The organism is Acinetobacter sp. GW821-FHT09D10, from assembly GCF_059416285.1.
In genome coordinates this window covers 314,674-331,081 of the sequence record NZ_JBWKOW010000003.1, presented here as the reverse complement: position 1 = coordinate 331,081, position 16,408 = coordinate 314,674, and the positions used below count along the sequence as shown (strand labels likewise).

Annotated in this window: 15 protein-coding genes; 3 read left to right on the top strand and 12 right to left on the bottom strand. The window is 39.6% G+C overall.

The window, feature by feature from the left end; genetic code table 11:
* The 8 genes from AC07M3_RS10590 to mazG form a co-directional block, all read right to left on the bottom strand.
* Entirely contained in the window at positions 1-270 is a 270-nt protein-coding gene (locus AC07M3_RS10590) for an HPr family phosphocarrier protein (protein WP_013198928.1), read from the bottom strand.
* A complete protein-coding gene (rapZ, locus tag AC07M3_RS10585) occupies positions 267-1,118 on the bottom strand; it encodes an RNase adapter RapZ (protein ID WP_003655028.1) in 852 nt (283 codons plus the stop codon). Before rapZ ends, AC07M3_RS10590 begins: the two co-directional genes overlap by 4 nt.
* Positions 1,119-1,141: 23 nt before the next feature.
* Entirely contained in the window at positions 1,142-1,990 is an 849-nt protein-coding gene (gene panC, locus AC07M3_RS10580) for a pantoate--beta-alanine ligase (RefSeq protein WP_005036795.1), read from the bottom strand.
* A gap of 3 nt (positions 1,991-1,993) precedes the next feature.
* Positions 1,994-2,803, bottom strand: a complete 810-nt coding sequence (gene panB, locus AC07M3_RS10575; RefSeq protein ID WP_003655024.1) for a 3-methyl-2-oxobutanoate hydroxymethyltransferase — start codon at positions 2,801-2,803, stop codon at positions 1,994-1,996.
* 46 nt (positions 2,804-2,849) lie between these two features.
* Positions 2,850-3,332: a 2-amino-4-hydroxy-6-hydroxymethyldihydropteridine diphosphokinase gene (folK, locus tag AC07M3_RS10570; protein WP_199990098.1), complete on the bottom strand. Its 483-nt coding sequence runs from the start codon at positions 3,330-3,332 to the stop codon at positions 2,850-2,852.
* Entirely contained in the window at positions 3,329-4,792 is a 1,464-nt protein-coding gene (pcnB, locus tag AC07M3_RS10565) for a polynucleotide adenylyltransferase PcnB (RefSeq protein ID WP_309951958.1), read from the bottom strand. The genes folK and pcnB overlap by 4 nt, the downstream gene beginning before the upstream one ends.
* Positions 4,793-4,917: 125 nt before the next feature.
* Entirely contained in the window at positions 4,918-5,322 is a 405-nt protein-coding gene (locus AC07M3_RS10560) for a ComEA family DNA-binding protein (RefSeq protein WP_092707412.1), read from the bottom strand.
* Positions 5,291-6,097, bottom strand: a complete 807-nt coding sequence (mazG, locus tag AC07M3_RS10555; RefSeq protein ID WP_494567247.1) for a nucleoside triphosphate pyrophosphohydrolase — start codon at positions 6,095-6,097, stop codon at positions 5,291-5,293. The genes AC07M3_RS10560 and mazG overlap by 32 nt, the downstream gene beginning before the upstream one ends.
* A gap of 112 nt (positions 6,098-6,209) precedes the next feature.
* Here mazG and AC07M3_RS10550 point away from each other — a divergent pair, with 112 nt between their 5' ends.
* Positions 6,210-6,983, top strand: a complete 774-nt coding sequence (locus AC07M3_RS10550; protein WP_494567246.1) for an SDR family oxidoreductase — start codon at positions 6,210-6,212, stop codon at positions 6,981-6,983.
* A 51-nt stretch (positions 6,984-7,034) separates the two neighbouring features.
* Here the strand turns inward: AC07M3_RS10550 and AC07M3_RS10545 are convergent, their stop codons facing one another.
* From AC07M3_RS10545 to cysM, 4 genes are read right to left on the bottom strand one after another with little or no spacing between them, the layout of a single operon-like run.
* Positions 7,035-9,341 carry a RelA/SpoT family protein gene (locus tag AC07M3_RS10545; RefSeq protein ID WP_494567245.1) on the bottom strand — a complete coding sequence of 769 codons (2,307 nt, stop codon included), beginning with the start codon at positions 9,339-9,341 and terminating at the stop codon, positions 7,035-7,037.
* Between the two features lie 30 nt (positions 9,342-9,371).
* Positions 9,372-10,763, bottom strand: coding sequence for a 23S rRNA (uracil(1939)-C(5))-methyltransferase RlmD (gene rlmD / locus AC07M3_RS10540; RefSeq protein WP_494567244.1), 1,392 nt, complete (start codon positions 10,761-10,763; stop codon positions 9,372-9,374).
* Positions 10,764-10,772: 9 nt separating this feature from the next.
* Positions 10,773-11,591: a 3'-5' exonuclease gene (locus tag AC07M3_RS10535; protein WP_005036811.1), complete on the bottom strand. Its 819-nt coding sequence runs from the start codon at positions 11,589-11,591 to the stop codon at positions 10,773-10,775.
* A 12-nt stretch (positions 11,592-11,603) separates the two neighbouring features.
* Positions 11,604-12,536, bottom strand: coding sequence for a cysteine synthase CysM (gene cysM / locus AC07M3_RS10530; RefSeq protein ID WP_005036815.1), 933 nt, complete (start codon positions 12,534-12,536; stop codon positions 11,604-11,606).
* 172 nt (positions 12,537-12,708) lie between these two features.
* Here cysM and AC07M3_RS10525 point away from each other — a divergent pair, with 172 nt between their 5' ends.
* Positions 12,709-15,516, top strand: coding sequence for a GacS-like sensor histidine kinase (locus AC07M3_RS10525; protein WP_494567243.1), 2,808 nt, complete (start codon positions 12,709-12,711; stop codon positions 15,514-15,516).
* A gap of 94 nt (positions 15,517-15,610) precedes the next feature.
* The gene (locus tag AC07M3_RS10520) at positions 15,611-16,399 is read left to right on the top strand and encodes a crotonase/enoyl-CoA hydratase family protein (protein WP_133747655.1); all 789 of its coding nucleotides are present in this window, start codon (positions 15,611-15,613) and stop codon (positions 16,397-16,399) included.
* The last annotated feature ends 9 nt before the right edge of the window (positions 16,400-16,408 follow it).

The following is a 16,408-nucleotide window of genomic DNA, read 5'->3' as shown; positions in this document are numbered from 1 at the left end:
TTAATCTGCCTCATAAAATTTTGCTGCGAATAACGCCAGTACTTCATTTAATGCCTGTTCTTCGTCGGTACCATCAATGACCAATCGCAAAGTGGTCCCTTTACCTGCACCTAACATCAGCAAAGACATAATATTTTTTGCATCTACCAAATGGTCGCCTTTCCCAATCTGGATCGACGAACGAAACTTTGTAGTGACCTCTATCAGTTTTCCTGATGCACGAGCATGTAAACCGAGTTTATTAATTACATCAACAGTTGTGTCTATCATGACCAGTGCTTCATTTCTCTGTGTAAGACCTGAACAGACCATTCTGCCTCAAGTGCTTGTTTTAGTCTATCTACGATATAAACCGAACGATGTTGACCTCCAGTACAACCAATAGAAATCGTCATATAGTGACGATGTCCTTCAGCAAATGCTGGAAGCCATTTTTTTAAGAAGTGAAGAATATCATCAAACATTTCGTTTGCTTGTGGACTTGCTTCTAAAAATTGTCTTACTGGCTCATCCAAACCAGAAAAACGTCTTAATTCTAAATCCCAATGCGGATTTGGTAAATGCCGTACATCAAAAACATAATCGGCATCTAAAGGAATGCCATGTTTATATCCAAAGGACTGCAATATGACAATAAGCTTATCTGACTGCCCCAATTTAGACAGTAAAATATGCTTTAAATCATGAACGCTTTTATCCGTTGTATCAATATGAACCGTCGCGCGGAACTGAATTGGAAGCAGCAACTGCTTTTCTTCATGAATACATTGCAACAGACTTTTAAAACGGTTGGCTAATGGATGTGGGCGACGCGATGCACTAAAACGCGCAATCAGATCCTGATCTTGCGTAGTAAGGTAAATAACATCAACCGTCCCATGTCTTTGTAATTGCTCAAAAACATGATCGAACTCTTGCATATCTGCCCGAGTACTTCTTACATCCACACCTAAAGCCAATTGCTCTAGGTTATTTTCATGATCTAGCTTTGCCACAATTTCAGGCAGCAATGCCAAAGGCAAATTATCAATACAGTAATAGCCCAAATCTTCTAATACTTGAAGGGCTGAAGATTTTCCTGAACCAGACTGTCCTGTCACGATAAGTATACGCTTCATGGCATGGCTGTCCTTTGATCTCTTTATTGGGGTGTAAAGGCAACTTCTAAATTGTCAATCAAACGGGTTGCACCCAGTTTTGCCGCGACAAATAACACAATATCACGATCAAATTGAGTAGCAGGTAACAGATTTGTCTGACGAGCTTCGACATAATCCACAACAAAACCATTATCTGTCAACTGAGTTTTGATATCTTCTACAACTTGTTGCAAATCTTTGCCTTGATGTAACTGTTGCTCAGCCTGCTTCAAACTTTGATAAATAACCGGAGCCACCTGACGGTGTTCATCGCTTAAATAACCATTTCTTGAGCTAAGAGCCAAGCCATCTGCTGCACGAACAATTGGTACACCAATCACTTCTAAAGGGATATTTAAATCTTGTACAAACTGGCGAATAACTGCTAACTGCTGGTAATCTTTTTGTCCAAAGAAAGCATAATTGGGTTGCACAATATTAAAGAGCTTAGTTACAACCAAAGCTACACCATCAAAGTGTCCCGGACGTGAACTACCACATAAAGCATCTGTAATCTGATTTACACTTATGTTTGTTAAACGCGGTTGGGTACCGTACATTTGCTCAACTGATGGCGCAAAAATAATATCACAGCCTACATCAGCCAATAGACGACTATCTTGTTCTAAAGTACGAGGATAGTTATCAAAATCTTCACCCGGTCCAAATTGAGTCGGATTTACGAAAATGCTCACAACCACAACATCACATAACTTTTTCGCTTCACGAACAAGTGTGAGATGTCCTTCATGTAGATTTCCCATTGTTGGGACAAAACCAATAATTTTACGTGCAGCTCTAGCAGGATTTAAAGAAGCTGCAAGACCTTGTATGGTGGTTTCTGTTTTCATGAATTACAGCTCAACGTGAAAAGTATGTTCTTTAGCAGGGAATGACTGATCAAGTACCGCAGCATGATAAGCTTTAAACGCATCTAAAATAGCAGTTTCACCTGATTGTTCTTTCATAAAGTTACGTACAAAACGCGCAACTCGACCAAAAGTTAAACCTAACATATCTTGTACAACCAATACTTGGCCATCAGTTGCATTACCTGCACCAATACCAATTACAGGTGTATTTGGGAATAATTCAGCAATTTCTTGTCCCAACTGAGCAGGTACACATTCAAGTAATAACACCGATGCACCCGCCTCAACTACTGCTGTACAATCAGCAATGAGTTGATCTGCCGCTTCACGTGTTCTAGCTTGTAATTTATAACCACCAAATACATGTACAGATTGAGGTGTTAAGCCTAAATGTACACAAACAGGCACGCCATTACGGGTTAAAACCTGCACGATTTCACTTAACCATGCACCGCCTTCGATTTTCACCATTTGAGCGCCAGCCTGCATAACTGTTCTTGAGTTCTGCAAAGCATCATTTAAGGTTGCATAACTCATGAATGGTAAGTCGGTCATAATCAATGCATGCTGATTACCACGACGAACCGCTGCTGTATGATAAGCCATATCTTCAACGGTTACTGGCAAAGTTGAATCTCGCCCTTGAATTGCCATTCCAAGAGAATCACCAATTAAGATTGTATCAACTTCAGCAAGTTCCATTGCTTTTGCCATGCTTGCATCGTAACAAGTCAGGCAAGAGAACTTGCGTCCTTCGGTTTTAAATTTTCTTAAGTCACTTAGACTAATCATGATGATATCCTCTACAGGAGTTCGCAGAACATAATGAATCGAGAGCTTAAGCCCAAGACTCATCAGCAAGTACAGTCAGTGTCGGCTGCTGTATCAGCTCTAAATCTTTGAGTGGCTGACCATTCAGTTGTAAATCTGCATCTAAATCTAATAAGGGAATTACAACAAAATCTCGTTGTAGAATTCCTATGTGCGGCACAGTTAAGCGCTCATTTTGAATTTTTTCATTGCCATATATAAGCAAATCCAAATCTAAGGTTCGCTCACCCCAACGGCGAAGTCGTACACGACCCGCCTCTTGCTCAAAACGTTGTAAATGATTGAGTAAATCTAAAGGCGCAAGATCCGTATTTAATTCTGCAACTGCATTTAAATAATTTGGCTGGTCTTGAGGCCCCATAGGTGGACTTTGATAAAGTCTAGAAACTTTAACCATTCCTAAGGTTTTAAGCTTGGCAATGGCTTCAGATAAAATTTGACGGGAATCGCCTAAATTACTTCCTAAACCAATATAAGTGGTTATTGTCATTGCGTTGGCCCAAAAACAACTTGGCTTAAATCGCGTTGTACCCGCTTACGTTTTAAAATTGGATGATCGCCCGTCACACCAGCTTCTGAAGCAGTCGCTTTTTCAACAAATCGGCTTACTGCCTGATCTTGTCTAGTACGTTCTTTTTTCCCACGGCGAGTGCGTGGTTCTGGAATATCAACCAAAGGTTCAATTTCCGTCTCAACTTTATTATTTTCAATAGGCTCAGCAGCAGCTTTACGGCGGTTTCTAGCTTTCTGACGATTATATTGGCTAATAGCAGCTTCTTTTTCGTCATTTGACATTTCTTGGTAGGATTCCCACCAGCTTCCCATTCCTTGTGTTGTGTCATCACCTGACTTTTCACGGAGTAATAAGAAGTCAAAACCCGCACGGAAGCGAGCATGCCCTGCCAATGCTTCTATTTGCTGTGGTTTTGGATTGAGCAAACGAGTCTGCATTTCCCAAACTTCACGAATAAAAGTTTCTGCAAAACGAGGAATCACTGTACGTGTTGCTTGGCGTTTTAAGACGTCTAAACCAGCCTGTGCACGCGCTTCGGCTGGCACAATACCTTTAGATAAATAAAATTCACAACGCTCTAAAAACGGCTGCCACAATAAAACTGCATAGAAAAATGCAGGGTTAATTGTTTTACCCACTTGTATACGTTGATCTGTATTCTTTGCTGCTCGTTGAATAAATGGGGTGAGATTAGGCTGAACATCGGCAAAAAGTTGCTTCCAAACACCAAACTCAATCAACATTGGCAGAACACGCGCCAAATGTCCCATTGTGAACAACTTCTGAGATTCATCATATAAACGATGCGGAGAGACATCACGCAATAATTGCGTCATTTCAGCATCAAATATATCGAGAATATTTGAATCAATTTTGAAATTTAACTTGGCTGCAAAGCGTAGAGTTCGCAGCATACGCACAGGGTCTTCTTCAAAACGCTGTGTTGGATCACCCAATAAACGCAAAGTTTTGTTTTTAACATCGTCAATTGCTTTGCAAAAATCGAGCACAATAGCCTTACGCGGTTGGTAATATAAGGTATTGATAGAAAAGTCACGTCGAGCAAAGTCTTGTTCGATGGTACCCCAGTTATTGTCACGTAAAATCATGCCTGAGGCACTCGTAACTGCTTTTTTAGGGGGGGCACGGAATGTTGCAACTTCAATAAGCTCACGCCCTGAATAGACATGTGCCAATTCAAATCGACGGCCAATGATTCGGCAACGTCGGCCAAAAACTTCTTTAATTTGAGCAGGTGTCGCATTGGTGACTGCATCGAAATCTTTAGGATTAAACCCTAGCATTAAATCACGGACACCACCCCCAACAATATAAGCTTCATAGCCAGCTTTAGTCAGGCTATCGATCACATCTAAAATCGAAGAAGGAAGTTGGGCTGTGGACAAACCACATTTTGACGCTCGCAAGGTTTGCAAAAGACGCTGTCTCCTACGTCAGGACGTAAATAACAAGTTGTCGCTAATCATAGCTCTAACGCACACAAAGGGCAATTTGATTCTCTGTAGTTTGCGCATGAAATGACAATTGACAAACACATGATTTATAAACTCAACCGTGTTTTATTCTTTTCAAAAATGGCTGGACCAATGCCCTTTACGTTTTTAAATTCATCAATATTTTTAAAACCACCATTCTTTTGACGGTATTCTACAATTGCCTGAGCCTTTTTCTCACCAATCCCTTTTAGCTTTTGAAGCTCATCAACATTGGCTTGATTCAAGTGCACCTGCCCAGACGAATCAGTCATTGTTGAACTTTTTGGGACATTAGAATGAGAGGAGTGCTGGATGCTTAACTTCTGATCATACATCTGCTGTTTAGCTTTCCACTCCTTAAAATTTTGATCGAAAGATTGGGCCTGAATCAGTGTTGATGAAATCAGGCTCCAAAATAAAACAATAAAAATATAATACTTACTCTTCCAAAGATTCATGCTGAGCGGCATGTGTTTTTTCCCCTGATTTTAACTGCTGTTTTGCCTGATCCCACAATTCATCCATTTCAGACAAGGTCATGTCTTCTAATGTTCTTTGCTGTTTTTGCGCTTGATCTTCAATAAAAGCAAAACGGCTTCTAAATTTATGTATTGTTGATAGAAGTGATGTTTCACTTGAAATTGCAAGTTTACGTCCAACATTGACTAATGAAAACAGACAATCTCCAAATTCATCTTGAATTTCATCCATATTTTGATTTTTTAGTGCCTGCTTGAACTCATCCAACTCTTCTTCTAGTTTTGTATAAGCATCTTCTACGGTTTCAAAATCGAACCCAACTTTTGCTACATTTTCTTGAATCTCTTGTGCTTGTAATAGTGCTGGTCCATGCTTTAGTTCATCTAATCGTGATTGCGGCTTGCCTTGTTTTTCTTGTTGTTTAATTTGTTTCCAAAGTTCACTTACTTGTTCTGGCGTTAAGTTATTAAATTGATCTGCCTGAAAAACATGTGGATGACGGCGAATTAACTTTTCGCTTATTGCCTCAACCACATCATTAAAATTAAAAGCGCCTTGCTCACTAAACATTTGTGATTGGAACACGACTTGTAATAGCAAATCACCCAGCTCATTTCGAATTTCATTAATATCGCCCTGACGAATGGCCGCCTCGACTTCATAGGCTTCTTCAATGGCATATTTGGTAAGAGTCATGGGTGTTTGCGCCTGATCCCACGGACATTTTTCACGTAACTCTTGCATAATTTTAAGCAACTTATCCATGGTAACCCTCAAGTTCAAAAAGTCGGTCAGTAAAACTAAGATCTTAATTTGTTATGATCAAAATCAAAGCGATTGAATCAATCGCACTATTGTACTGACAAAGAGAAAAAAGATGAGACACAGTATTCTGATTAGTGGTGCCGCTCAAGGTATTGGGGCAGAAATTGCACGTGTATTTTATCAACAGGGATATAAAGTAGGCATTTATGATATTAATGAGTCGCTTGCTCAAAAACTGGCAAGTGACTTAGGGCCAAATGCATGTGCTGGCTATCTAGATGTAAGTGATTACAGCCAATGGCAACATATATTAAAAGAATTTACCGACTGGGCTGGCGAACTTAACATCTTGGTAAATAACGCCGGTATTTTATATTCTGGTGCATTTGAAACGACTGATATCAAAGCTCATCAAAGAACAATAAATATTAATGTAAACGGTGTCATTAATGGCTGTCATGCTGCGCTCTCCTATTTAAAGCAAGCGTCTTTTGCACGTGTCATCAATCTTTCGTCAGCTTCTGCAATTTATGGGCAAGCAGATTTGATTTCTTATTCAGCCAGTAAATTTGCTGTTCGGGGGATTACTGAAGGCTTAGATGTGGAATGGAAAAAATATGGTATTCGCGTTTTAGATGTGATGCCGCTATTCGTACAAACAGCAATGGTCAAAAATATGGATGCCGGTACTATTCACAATATGGGAATTGACTTAACACCAAATGATATTGCCAAACAGGTTCTTACGCTCGTAGAGAAAAAAGCTCATTTCTGGACACCTACTCATACACCTGTTGGCATAAAAACCAAACTGCTTTATCAGCTCTCGACTTTAAGCCCTCAGTTTTTAAATCGACTCACTAATATTTATTTATCAAGAAAGTAATTCGAATAAAAAAGGCTGTCATTTGACAGCCTTTTTTATTACTCAATTTAATTAAACACCTTGGATCATGCGTCGCGCACTAATGATTCCAGGTTGCTGTTCTAAGCGAGCCAATAAGCGAGAAAGCTGCGCTAAACCCTTAACCTCAATTAACAACTTCATATTGGCAATACCATCTGCTTCAGAAATTGTATTGACCTGCCGAATATTGATTTGGTCAGAGAAAATTACTTGAGTTAAGTCTTTTAGTAGACCACGACGATCATAAGCTTCAACTACAATTTGAACACTTTGACCACGCGTTGGCTGCATTTCCCAATCGGCTTCAACAGCACGCTCTGGTTCCTGCTTAATCATACGCTGATAATCTGAACAAATGACTTTGTGGATACTGACACCACGGTTCAAAGTAATATATCCAGCGATTGACTCACCATGTACGGGCTGACAGCACTGAGCGATGTGCAACTCTACGTTGTCTAAACCATCAATTAAAATTCCGTGGGCCGATAACGTATGGCTTGCACGCGGATTTAATGCTGGTTTAAGCACTAGTTCAGGTTCATCCTGATCTAGATGCATTTGACGATTCACCTGATTAATCAAGGCATGTAAGCTAATATCACCACTTACCAGACTCACCAAAATGTCATCACCTGTTTTTACATTAAAATGTGATGAATAATCATTCAGGTCGATACTTTTTGGATGAATCGCAAGACGAGCTAATTCTTTATTGAGAAGTTCACGGCCTACTTCAAGATTTTTACTACGATCTTGCTGTCTAAACCAATGACGCAGCTTGTCACGGGCACGAGAGGTTTTAATATAACCTAAAGAATTCACCAACCAATCTCGGTTTGGATCACGATCTTTTTTAGTTAAAATCTCAACCTGTTCGCCAGTTTTTAAAGTATAGGTTAATGGTACATAACGCTGGTTAACTCGCGCTGCGTAACACTTGTTCCCTACTTCTGTATGCACATGATAAGCAAAATCTAAAACTGTTGAGCCACGTGGCAATTCCTTAATGTCACCATCACGACTGAAAACATAAATCTTCTCAAAACCTTCAAAATCTTGTAGTTGATCAAAGCCTTCTGTTTCATCTTCGTTTTGATGTACCGTCGTTTCATTGCGTTCTTGATAGTGCTCTAGAACAGCACGTAATGAATGCAAACGATGGTTAAAGGAATGGTCGGTATTCTTTGAACCTTCTTTATAGTTAAAGTGCGAACATACACCCAACTCTGCTTCGTCATGCATCTCATGAGTACGAATTTGTACTTCAAGCGATTTATTTTCGGCAATTACAGCAGTGTGCAAAGAGCGATAACCATTTGCTTTCGGATTGGTAATATAGTCATCAAACTGATGCGGAATATGACGCCAGATTTGATGAACAATACCCAAAGAGTGGTAACACTCAGGGACACTATTGACCAATACACGTAAGGCACGAATATCATAGAGCTGATCAAAACTCAGGTTTTTGCTTTTCATTTTTCGATAAATCGAATAAATGTGCTTTGCTCGACCTGTGATTTCTGCCTCAATTCCGTAAGACGCCAATTCATTTTTTAAACGGTCAATGACGAACTGAATATAATGTTCACGCTCTAAACGTTTTTCATTCAGTAATGACGCAATTTCTTTATAACGATCTGGAGCTAAATAGCGAAAAGCGAGATCTTCAAGTTCCCATTTAAGCTGAGCAATACCGAGTCGATGTGCCAATGGTGAATAAATAGTAAGAATTTCACGTGCTACGCGTTCTTGACGTTCACGAGAGGAATTTGCCAGCTCTCGTAAAGAATAGGTACGTTCAGCAAGTTTAATTAAAACAACACGAACATCTTCGGTGACCGAAATCAGCATTTTATAAATGCCACTTAAATGTTCTCGTTGATTGTTATTAAAGTGGTCTTCTAACCGCTTATTTTTTTCAATGAGTTCCGATAGTTTACCCATTGCCAAAGCGCCTTTGACAAGGTTATAGACCTGATCTCCAAATTTCTTTTTTACTTCTTCTATATCAGTAATGTCTTCACGCACACTACGATAGAGCATGGCTGCCGATAGAGTATCTTCATCTACATGGAGATGTGCCAAAATGTCGGCCATTCCAACGCCAGTAGCGAAAGTATTGGACCGATGATTAACCGTTGATTCTAACTCTTTTTGCAGGGTTTCATTCGCAACCTTTTCAAGCTGTTCAAGCTTCGCCCCATCTAATATTTCACGCACCCGATCCAACCATGAGGCTAAACCGATTTGCGTTTCGGCGGCATGCTCTACAGTCGTTTCCTCGGACAACTCTGTTAGTTGTTCAGGTAACTGTTCACGTACTGTGACCATACCATTCTCCTCAATATGTAACTCATGTTTTTAATCGTTTATCTCTTGAATTTTTTCAAATAGTGCAATGGATTCAACATGTTCTGTGTGCGTAAACATGTCCATTACCGCTGCTTTTTTTAACTGGTAGCCATATTGGACCAAAACACCTGCATCCCTTGCCAGTGTAGCTGGATTACATGATACATAAACGATTCTTTTTGCTCCAAAATTTGATACATACTGCATAATTTCATATGCACCAGCACGAGGAGGATCAATCAATAATGCATCAAATCCTTGATTTGCCCAAGAATGATGCGAAAAATCTTTTGTTAAATCTTGTGAAAAGAAGGTTGCCTGCACCAAACTATTGCATTTTGCATTAGCTGTTGCCCGTTGAACCATTTCTTCACTCCCTTCCACACCAACAACCTGCCCACTCTCACCAACACATCGTGCTAACGGAAGCGAGAAATTGCCTAATCCACAAAATAGATCAAGTACTTTTTCACCTGGTTGCAATTGAAGCAATTCACATGCCAATTGAACCATTTGTTCATTTACTGTGGCATTGACCTGAGTAAAATCCAATGGCGAAAAAGCAAAATTTACATTAAACCTCCCTAAGGCATAATGTAAACGTGAAGCGCCTTTTTCATCATCAATACGATGAATACTTTCAGGACCCTTAGGTTGCAAATACAACTGCCACCCTTTGTCTAACGCAAATTGCTTTAATTGGTTGACATCAGAATTGTTTAATTTTTCTACATGACGAACCAATAAAGAAATTTCATGATCACCTTTTGCTAATTCTACATGACCAATATGTGCTTTGCCTTTTAGACTTTGGAGTAAAAGACGCAATTCAGGCAAGCTATTTGATAGTTTTTCATCCAAAACACTACAACTATGGATAGAAGTTAAGCGATTACTATGATGTTCACGAAACCCCATAATTAAGCGATCTGGCTTCGGCAAATAACGCACACCAATTCGTGCTCGACGGCGATAATCACTTTGTAAAGACCGAATCGGTTCTAGCCACTGTTCAGGTTGAATACCTGCAAAATGCTGTAAATGTGATTGGAGCACACTTTGCTTTAAACGGATTTGTTCATCAGGATGGATATGCTGCATGCTACAGCCACCGCAAATACCATAATGAGGACAAATTGCATCTATACGATGAGTTGAAGGTTCTCCTAACAACTGCACCATCTCGGCTTCTTCAAGACGCTTCGCTTGATGGGTAATCTGAGCCTTTACAGTTTCTCCGGGCAATGCATAACGAATAAAAACTTTTTTGCCATGCTTATCTGCGGGATGATCAGGATAAGAACCATAATGCGCAATTCCCCGCCCCTCATGAGAAAGTGTTTCAACCTGAAAAATATATTCAAGTTGTTGAGGCTTGCGAGATTTGGCTTGTTGTTTCAAAGGATGAACCTAAAAATCTAAAGGATTAAAATAGTGTGAAGTAAATTCAGTATGTTTCGAGGTACGTTCCCATACTTCAAGAAAATCTGCTTGCTGAGGAATATTTTTCAAATAATCAATACTAGAGTTTACCCAATCATTATGCTCATCTACAGTTAATTGTCCTTTTAATAACAACCAACGTACATAGACGAACCATGTATTAAGTACATCTCCTTCACAATAGCTGGTCAGTTTTAACCACTGCTGCGTACGGACATATTCTGGCACATGATAACCCGACTCACCGCGCTTACCCGGCAAACCTAAAATGCAGGCAATATCATCAAGCTTTTGAAAATTACGCCCGTTAAACATTGCCATCACATCCATCAAATCAATATGACGATGGTGATAACGGTTTTGGTAATTATTAAAACGCTTCTGGCTATCAATCTCACCTTGATCAAACAAGCCTGGTGCAGAAAGCCCATGATACATGGCACGGAATAGAATGACGGGTAAATCAAATTGCGAGCCGTTCCAACTCACTAAAGTCGGATGACGTTTATCAAAAATTGACAAGAATTTCTGTAAAATTTCGGCTTCAGAATAGTTTTCCCGACTAAAAGAAAACAACCTAAAACCAGACTCATCAATCCACAGACCAGAAATACAAACAATTTCATGTAAAGGTAAGCGCTGAAAATCCATGCCTGATTCTTGACGGCGCAGTTTAGTCAACGCTTGCTCTACATCAGCCTCTGGCAAATCAAGATGATATAAATGCGCTCCCGCTTTTAAATCAGTTAAAGTTTCAATATCAAAAACTAAGGTTGGGAAACGCATTATTTCTCTCAATTATGAGTTATCGTCCTGTACTGAAAACAATCCTGTAGACAAGTAGCGGTCGCCACGGTCACAGATAATGCAAACAATAACAGCATCTGGATTTTCTTCTGCAATCTTGATGGATGCCCATACTGCACCACCTGAAGATGTACCCGCACTGATGCCTTCCATACGTGCTAATTTACGCATGGTTTTTTCAGCATCAATTTGTGGGATATCAATAGTACGATCCACACGGCTACTATCAAAAATAGTAGGTAAATATTCTTTTGGCCAACGGCGAATACCGGCAATACTTGATCCATCCGCTGGTTGTAAACCAACAATCTGAATATCTGGGTTTTGTTCTTTTAAATATTTAGAAACACCCATAATAGTACCAGTTGTACCCATTGAGCTGACAAAATGGGTAATTTTCCCACCTGTTTGTTTCCAAATTTCAGGACCGGTCGTTAAGTAATGAGCTTCAACATTGTCGGGATTACCAAACTGATTTAAAACGTGACCTTTACCTTCTTTTTCCATTTGCAAGGCTAAATCACGTGCACCTTCCATGCCTTGCTGCGGTGTTACTTCAATCAGCTCTGCACCATAAGCCAGCATCGCATCTTTACGCTCCTGACTCATGTTGTTTGGCATAATAAGTTTCATTTTATAGCCACGCATTGCAGCAACCATTGCCAAAGCAATACCTGTGTTCCCACTGGTTGCCTCAATCAAAGTGTCACCTGGCTTAATTTGACCACGTTTTTCTGCCTGCATAATCATGTTATATGCAGGACGGTCTTTTACAGAACCTGCTGGATTATTACCTTCCAATTTTGCTAAAACCGTCGCTTGCGTATGAGAAGCTAATCGCTGCAAACGAACTAGAGGTGTCTTACCTACATAGTGATCTAACAAAAATTCGTCGGCTAAAAAGTCAGGTTGTGTATTACTCATGATCAACACCTATATCGAGGTGGGCCTATTGTATGAAAAAATGCTCGGTACTGCACCCATTTCAATATGCTTTTTCATGAAAGCGATTAAAGCTCGGTCATTTATAAAATGCCGTCTGTTTTAAAATAAAGCGTGATAAGATGCCGTACAGAGAGATAAATCTGATGTAGCCATGTCTAATTTCAATAAAACCTTATCGAAACGCTTACGTCTGAATCATGCATATGGGCAATTGATTGCTCTAATTTTTGTGCCGATTATGATTTTAACAGGGGTCGGTGCTTTTCTGGTTTTAACAGAAACGTCACATTCGGTAAAACAACAACAGCTACATCACGCCTCAGCAATTTTAGCTCGCTACAATCAAATTGCGAAAGATTTGTATACGCTGGTCGAACTACAGCCCGATGAATACGATCATGCCCAGCACATCATGCAAAGCATGTTTAGCGAAAAAAATCTTAAACGCGCGGTACTTATCGATAACAACGGACAGACTTATTTAAGTATTGGTTATCGCGATAATCGTTATTGGCCTAGCTTTCCCAGTAGTAATAATTTTTTTGGTCCAATCTCTTATAACCACAACAATATTTATGGACTACAGATTAGTAATAAAGCTGGAAAAGCGCCTGTCTGGTTAGTGATTGAAATGGATAACCAGCCTCTAGAGTTGGCACGTTATCGCATTATGATTGCTCTCGTCATTACTGGATTAATGACCTTACTGTTGCTTTTACTATGCTTGAATTTTTATTCTCGTCGCTGGATTGCGCCGATGTATGAAATTCGCATGCAGTTACAACGTCTAAATGCAGATACTTTAGACCAACACCTAGTCATTAATAGTACTGGCGAGCTACGCTTACTACAGCGAGACATCGCAAACGTTGTTAAGCGATTACACTTTAGCTTTTTAGAGTTAAAAGAACACACTGAACAAACAGAGGAAGATTTACGCAGAACACTAGATACCTTAGAAGTCCAAAATATTACCTATCGTCAAGCACGTGACCAAGCGATTTCATCAAATCAGGCAAAGTCAGTTTTCCTTGCAAATATTAGTCATGAGCTTCGAACGCCTCTCAACAGTATTGATGGCTTCATTCATTTATTGCTTCGTCAGCAAAACTTAAATAACGAACAAAATCTTTATTTACAAACGATTCGCAAGTCATCTGCCCATTTATTGGCATTAATTAACGATGTATTAGATTTCTCAAAAATTGATGCAGGCAAGTTAGAACTTGAAACAGCACCATTCGACTTAGAAGAAGCCATTTTTGATGTCATGGATATGCTGTCCCCTTTGGCTGCTCAAAAACATATCGCCATGGCTTTTTACTATGCGGACAACATTCCACAACAAGTGATTGGTGATGCTCTACGCTTCAAGCAAATTCTGACCAACTTGATTTCTAATGCAATCAAGTTCACTCCAGATGGTGAAATTATTGTTCGTGTTCGTATGGAACATGATGATATTGGACAATGTCTGCTTCATTTTAGTGTTCAAGATAGTGGTATTGGCTTAAGTGGTACAGATCGTAAAAAATTATTTGAATCATTCTCGCAAGGCGATGCATCAGTTACACGTCAATTTGGCGGTACTGGTTTAGGCCTTGCTATCTCTAAACAGCTTGTTCATCTCATGCATGGTCAAATTGGCTTTGAGGACAATCAAGAACGTGCACCGACAGAAAAAGGTTCTACGTTCTGGTTTACCGCACAATTTGTGGTAGATGAAGATTACGAAATCGAACACCCGCATTTTGAGCATTTACAAGTCGTGTCTTATCTTGCTCATCCTGCTACAGCAAGTGTTTTACGTTATTACCTTGAAAACTATCATGTTCCTCACATCGAAACACAATCGATTCTGGACTTGTTTAGCCGTTTAAAACATCTTGATCAGAAAGATAATACATGGCTTATCGTTGACCATAGCGGTGATACAGAAGCGTTATTAAAAGAAATCCGTAGCCGTTATCAAGGCAATTTAGCCGTCTATGGTTATCAAATGACGCTTGAGCCAAACATGCTCAGTGAATATCGCGCTCGTCCTCTATATCAACCATTAAGCCGTAGTGGACTCATTCAATTATTAAGCAACCAACCTATTTTTGAAGAAGAACAGCAAGATTTTAATGGTCAGGGTTTACACATTCTGGCAGTAGATGACCATTTACCAAACTTAATTGTTTTAGAAGCTTTGTTGGGTGAATTAAACGTTAAAACAACTAAAGCGTTAAGTGGTCAAGAAGCGCTTAACCTTATTCAAGAACGAATTGACCAAAAACTCAAACCATTTGATTTAGTGTTTATGGATATTCAAATGCCTGTCATGTCGGGCATTGATACCACCCGTGCTATTCGTTCTTTAGAGTCGACTTTAGATGGGGAAATGCAGCTTCCAATTATTGCGTTAACGGCCCATGCCCTTGCCGATGAAAAGCAAAAGCTTCTTAAAGTAGGCATGAATGACTATGTCACCAAGCCAATTCAAATGGAGCAAATCATCCAGATCTTAACGCAATGGACTAAAAACAACTTTACAGCAAAAGCCATAGATAAAGACCACCACGTAGTTGCAGAAGCTTTAGACCCACAAATTTTAAACTGGCAACAAAGTTTGCAACTTGCAGCAAATAAAGAAGACTTAGCACAAGATCTACTTAAAATGTTAGTTGATAGTTTTCCAACTGAGCTAGACGAAATGCAGCAGCTCATTGAGCTTGAAGACTTCCCTCAACTTGAGCATGTTTTACATCGTCTGTATGGTGCCACTCGCTATGTAGGTGCCCCGAAACTACAGCAAGTTACAGGTGACTTTGAGCAATTTATTTCAACGCTACGTAAAGAACGCCGTATAGCAGATGAAGGCTTCATTGAAGAAGTTATACAGCGCTTTGATGAATTAGGTCTTGCCGTTAAAGAGGTAGAAAGTGCTGCTCTTCAGATCTTGGTGATACCTGACTAACATATCTACCAAATAGGTATGACTGAGCTGTCATGTTTCCAGATTACAGCCATGTTATGCTCCGTTCATCTATAAAAAAAGAAGCGGGAATCTCATGGCACTCTTACGTATTGAAAAAAATAATGGCATTGCAACGGTATATTTAAACCGTCCAGACAAACGCAATGCGATGAGTTTTGCCTTATTAAAAGAGTTAGTTTCAACTGCAAAAGCAATTAAAAAGGATAGAGATATTCGCTGTGTTATTTTGACAGGCGAAGGAAATGTGTTTAGTGCTGGCATTGATTTATCTGACCTCAACAATCCCAAAAACTCTGCTTTTGCAATTTGGGAACTTGTAAAACCAGGACAAAGTCTTTTTCAAAAAGCATTTCTGACTTGGCAGAATTTACCTGTACCTGTTATTGCGGCATTAGAAGGATATTGTTTCGGCGCTGGTATGCAACTTGCATTGGCTGCTGACATCCGAATTTCTCATCCAGAAACAAAAATGTCGATTATGGAAAGCCGTTGGGGTTTAGTTCCTGATATGGGACTTACTCGCTCATTAAAAGGTTTAATTAGCGTTGACCTTGCAAAAGAACTCACTTTAACTGCACGTGTTTTTGATGGGAATTATGCAAAAGAAATTGGTCTTGTAACTCATTTAAGTGATTCTCCTCTAGAGAGAGCACATGAGATTGCATCTGAAATGTTGCAGCGCTCACCTGATGCCCTCACTGCGGCAAAACGTGTACTTGACGCAATGGAACATCAACCAGAAAAATCATTACGTCTAGAAAAAATCTGGCAACTTAAATTATTACTTGGTAAAAATAGCAAACTTGCTCGTAAAAAAGACAAACATCCGGAAGTTAATTTTTTACCACGCCAATATAAATAAGAGCTTAGA

What these genes read in the sequence shown, in the direction of transcription:
- AC07M3_RS10590 (WP_013198928.1), bottom strand. Translation starts at nt 270, where the DNA reads ATGATAGACACAACTGTTGATGTAATTAATAAACTCGGTTTACATGCT.
- rapZ (WP_003655028.1), bottom strand. Translation starts at nt 1,118, where the DNA reads ATGAAGCGTATACTTATCGTGACAGGACAGTCTGGTTCAGGAAAATCT.
- panC (WP_005036795.1), bottom strand. Translation starts at nt 1,990, where the DNA reads ATGAAAACAGAAACCACCATACAAGGTCTTGCAGCTTCTTTAAATCCT.
- panB (WP_003655024.1), bottom strand. Translation starts at nt 2,803, where the DNA reads ATGATTAGTCTAAGTGACTTAAGAAAATTTAAAACCGAAGGACGCAAG.
- folK (WP_199990098.1), bottom strand. Translation starts at nt 3,332, where the DNA reads ATGACAATAACCACTTATATTGGTTTAGGAAGTAATTTAGGCGATTCC.
- AC07M3_RS10560 (WP_092707412.1), bottom strand. Translation starts at nt 5,322, where the DNA reads ATGCCGCTCAGCATGAATCTTTGGAAGAGTAAGTATTATATTTTTATT.
- mazG (WP_494567247.1), bottom strand. Translation starts at nt 6,097, where the DNA reads ATGGATAAGTTGCTTAAAATTATGCAAGAGTTACGTGAAAAATGTCCG.
- AC07M3_RS10550 (WP_494567246.1), top strand. Translation starts at nt 6,210, where the DNA reads ATGAGACACAGTATTCTGATTAGTGGTGCCGCTCAAGGTATTGGGGCA.
- AC07M3_RS10545 (WP_494567245.1), bottom strand. Translation starts at nt 9,341, where the DNA reads ATGGTCACAGTACGTGAACAGTTACCTGAACAACTAACAGAGTTGTCC.
- AC07M3_RS10535 (WP_005036811.1), bottom strand. Translation starts at nt 11,591, where the DNA reads ATGCGTTTCCCAACCTTAGTTTTTGATATTGAAACTTTAACTGATTTA.
- cysM (WP_005036815.1), bottom strand. Translation starts at nt 12,536, where the DNA reads ATGAGTAATACACAACCTGACTTTTTAGCCGACGAATTTTTGTTAGAT.
- AC07M3_RS10525 (WP_494567243.1), top strand. Translation starts at nt 12,709, where the DNA reads ATGTCTAATTTCAATAAAACCTTATCGAAACGCTTACGTCTGAATCAT.
- AC07M3_RS10520 (WP_133747655.1), top strand. Translation starts at nt 15,611, where the DNA reads ATGGCACTCTTACGTATTGAAAAAAATAATGGCATTGCAACGGTATAT.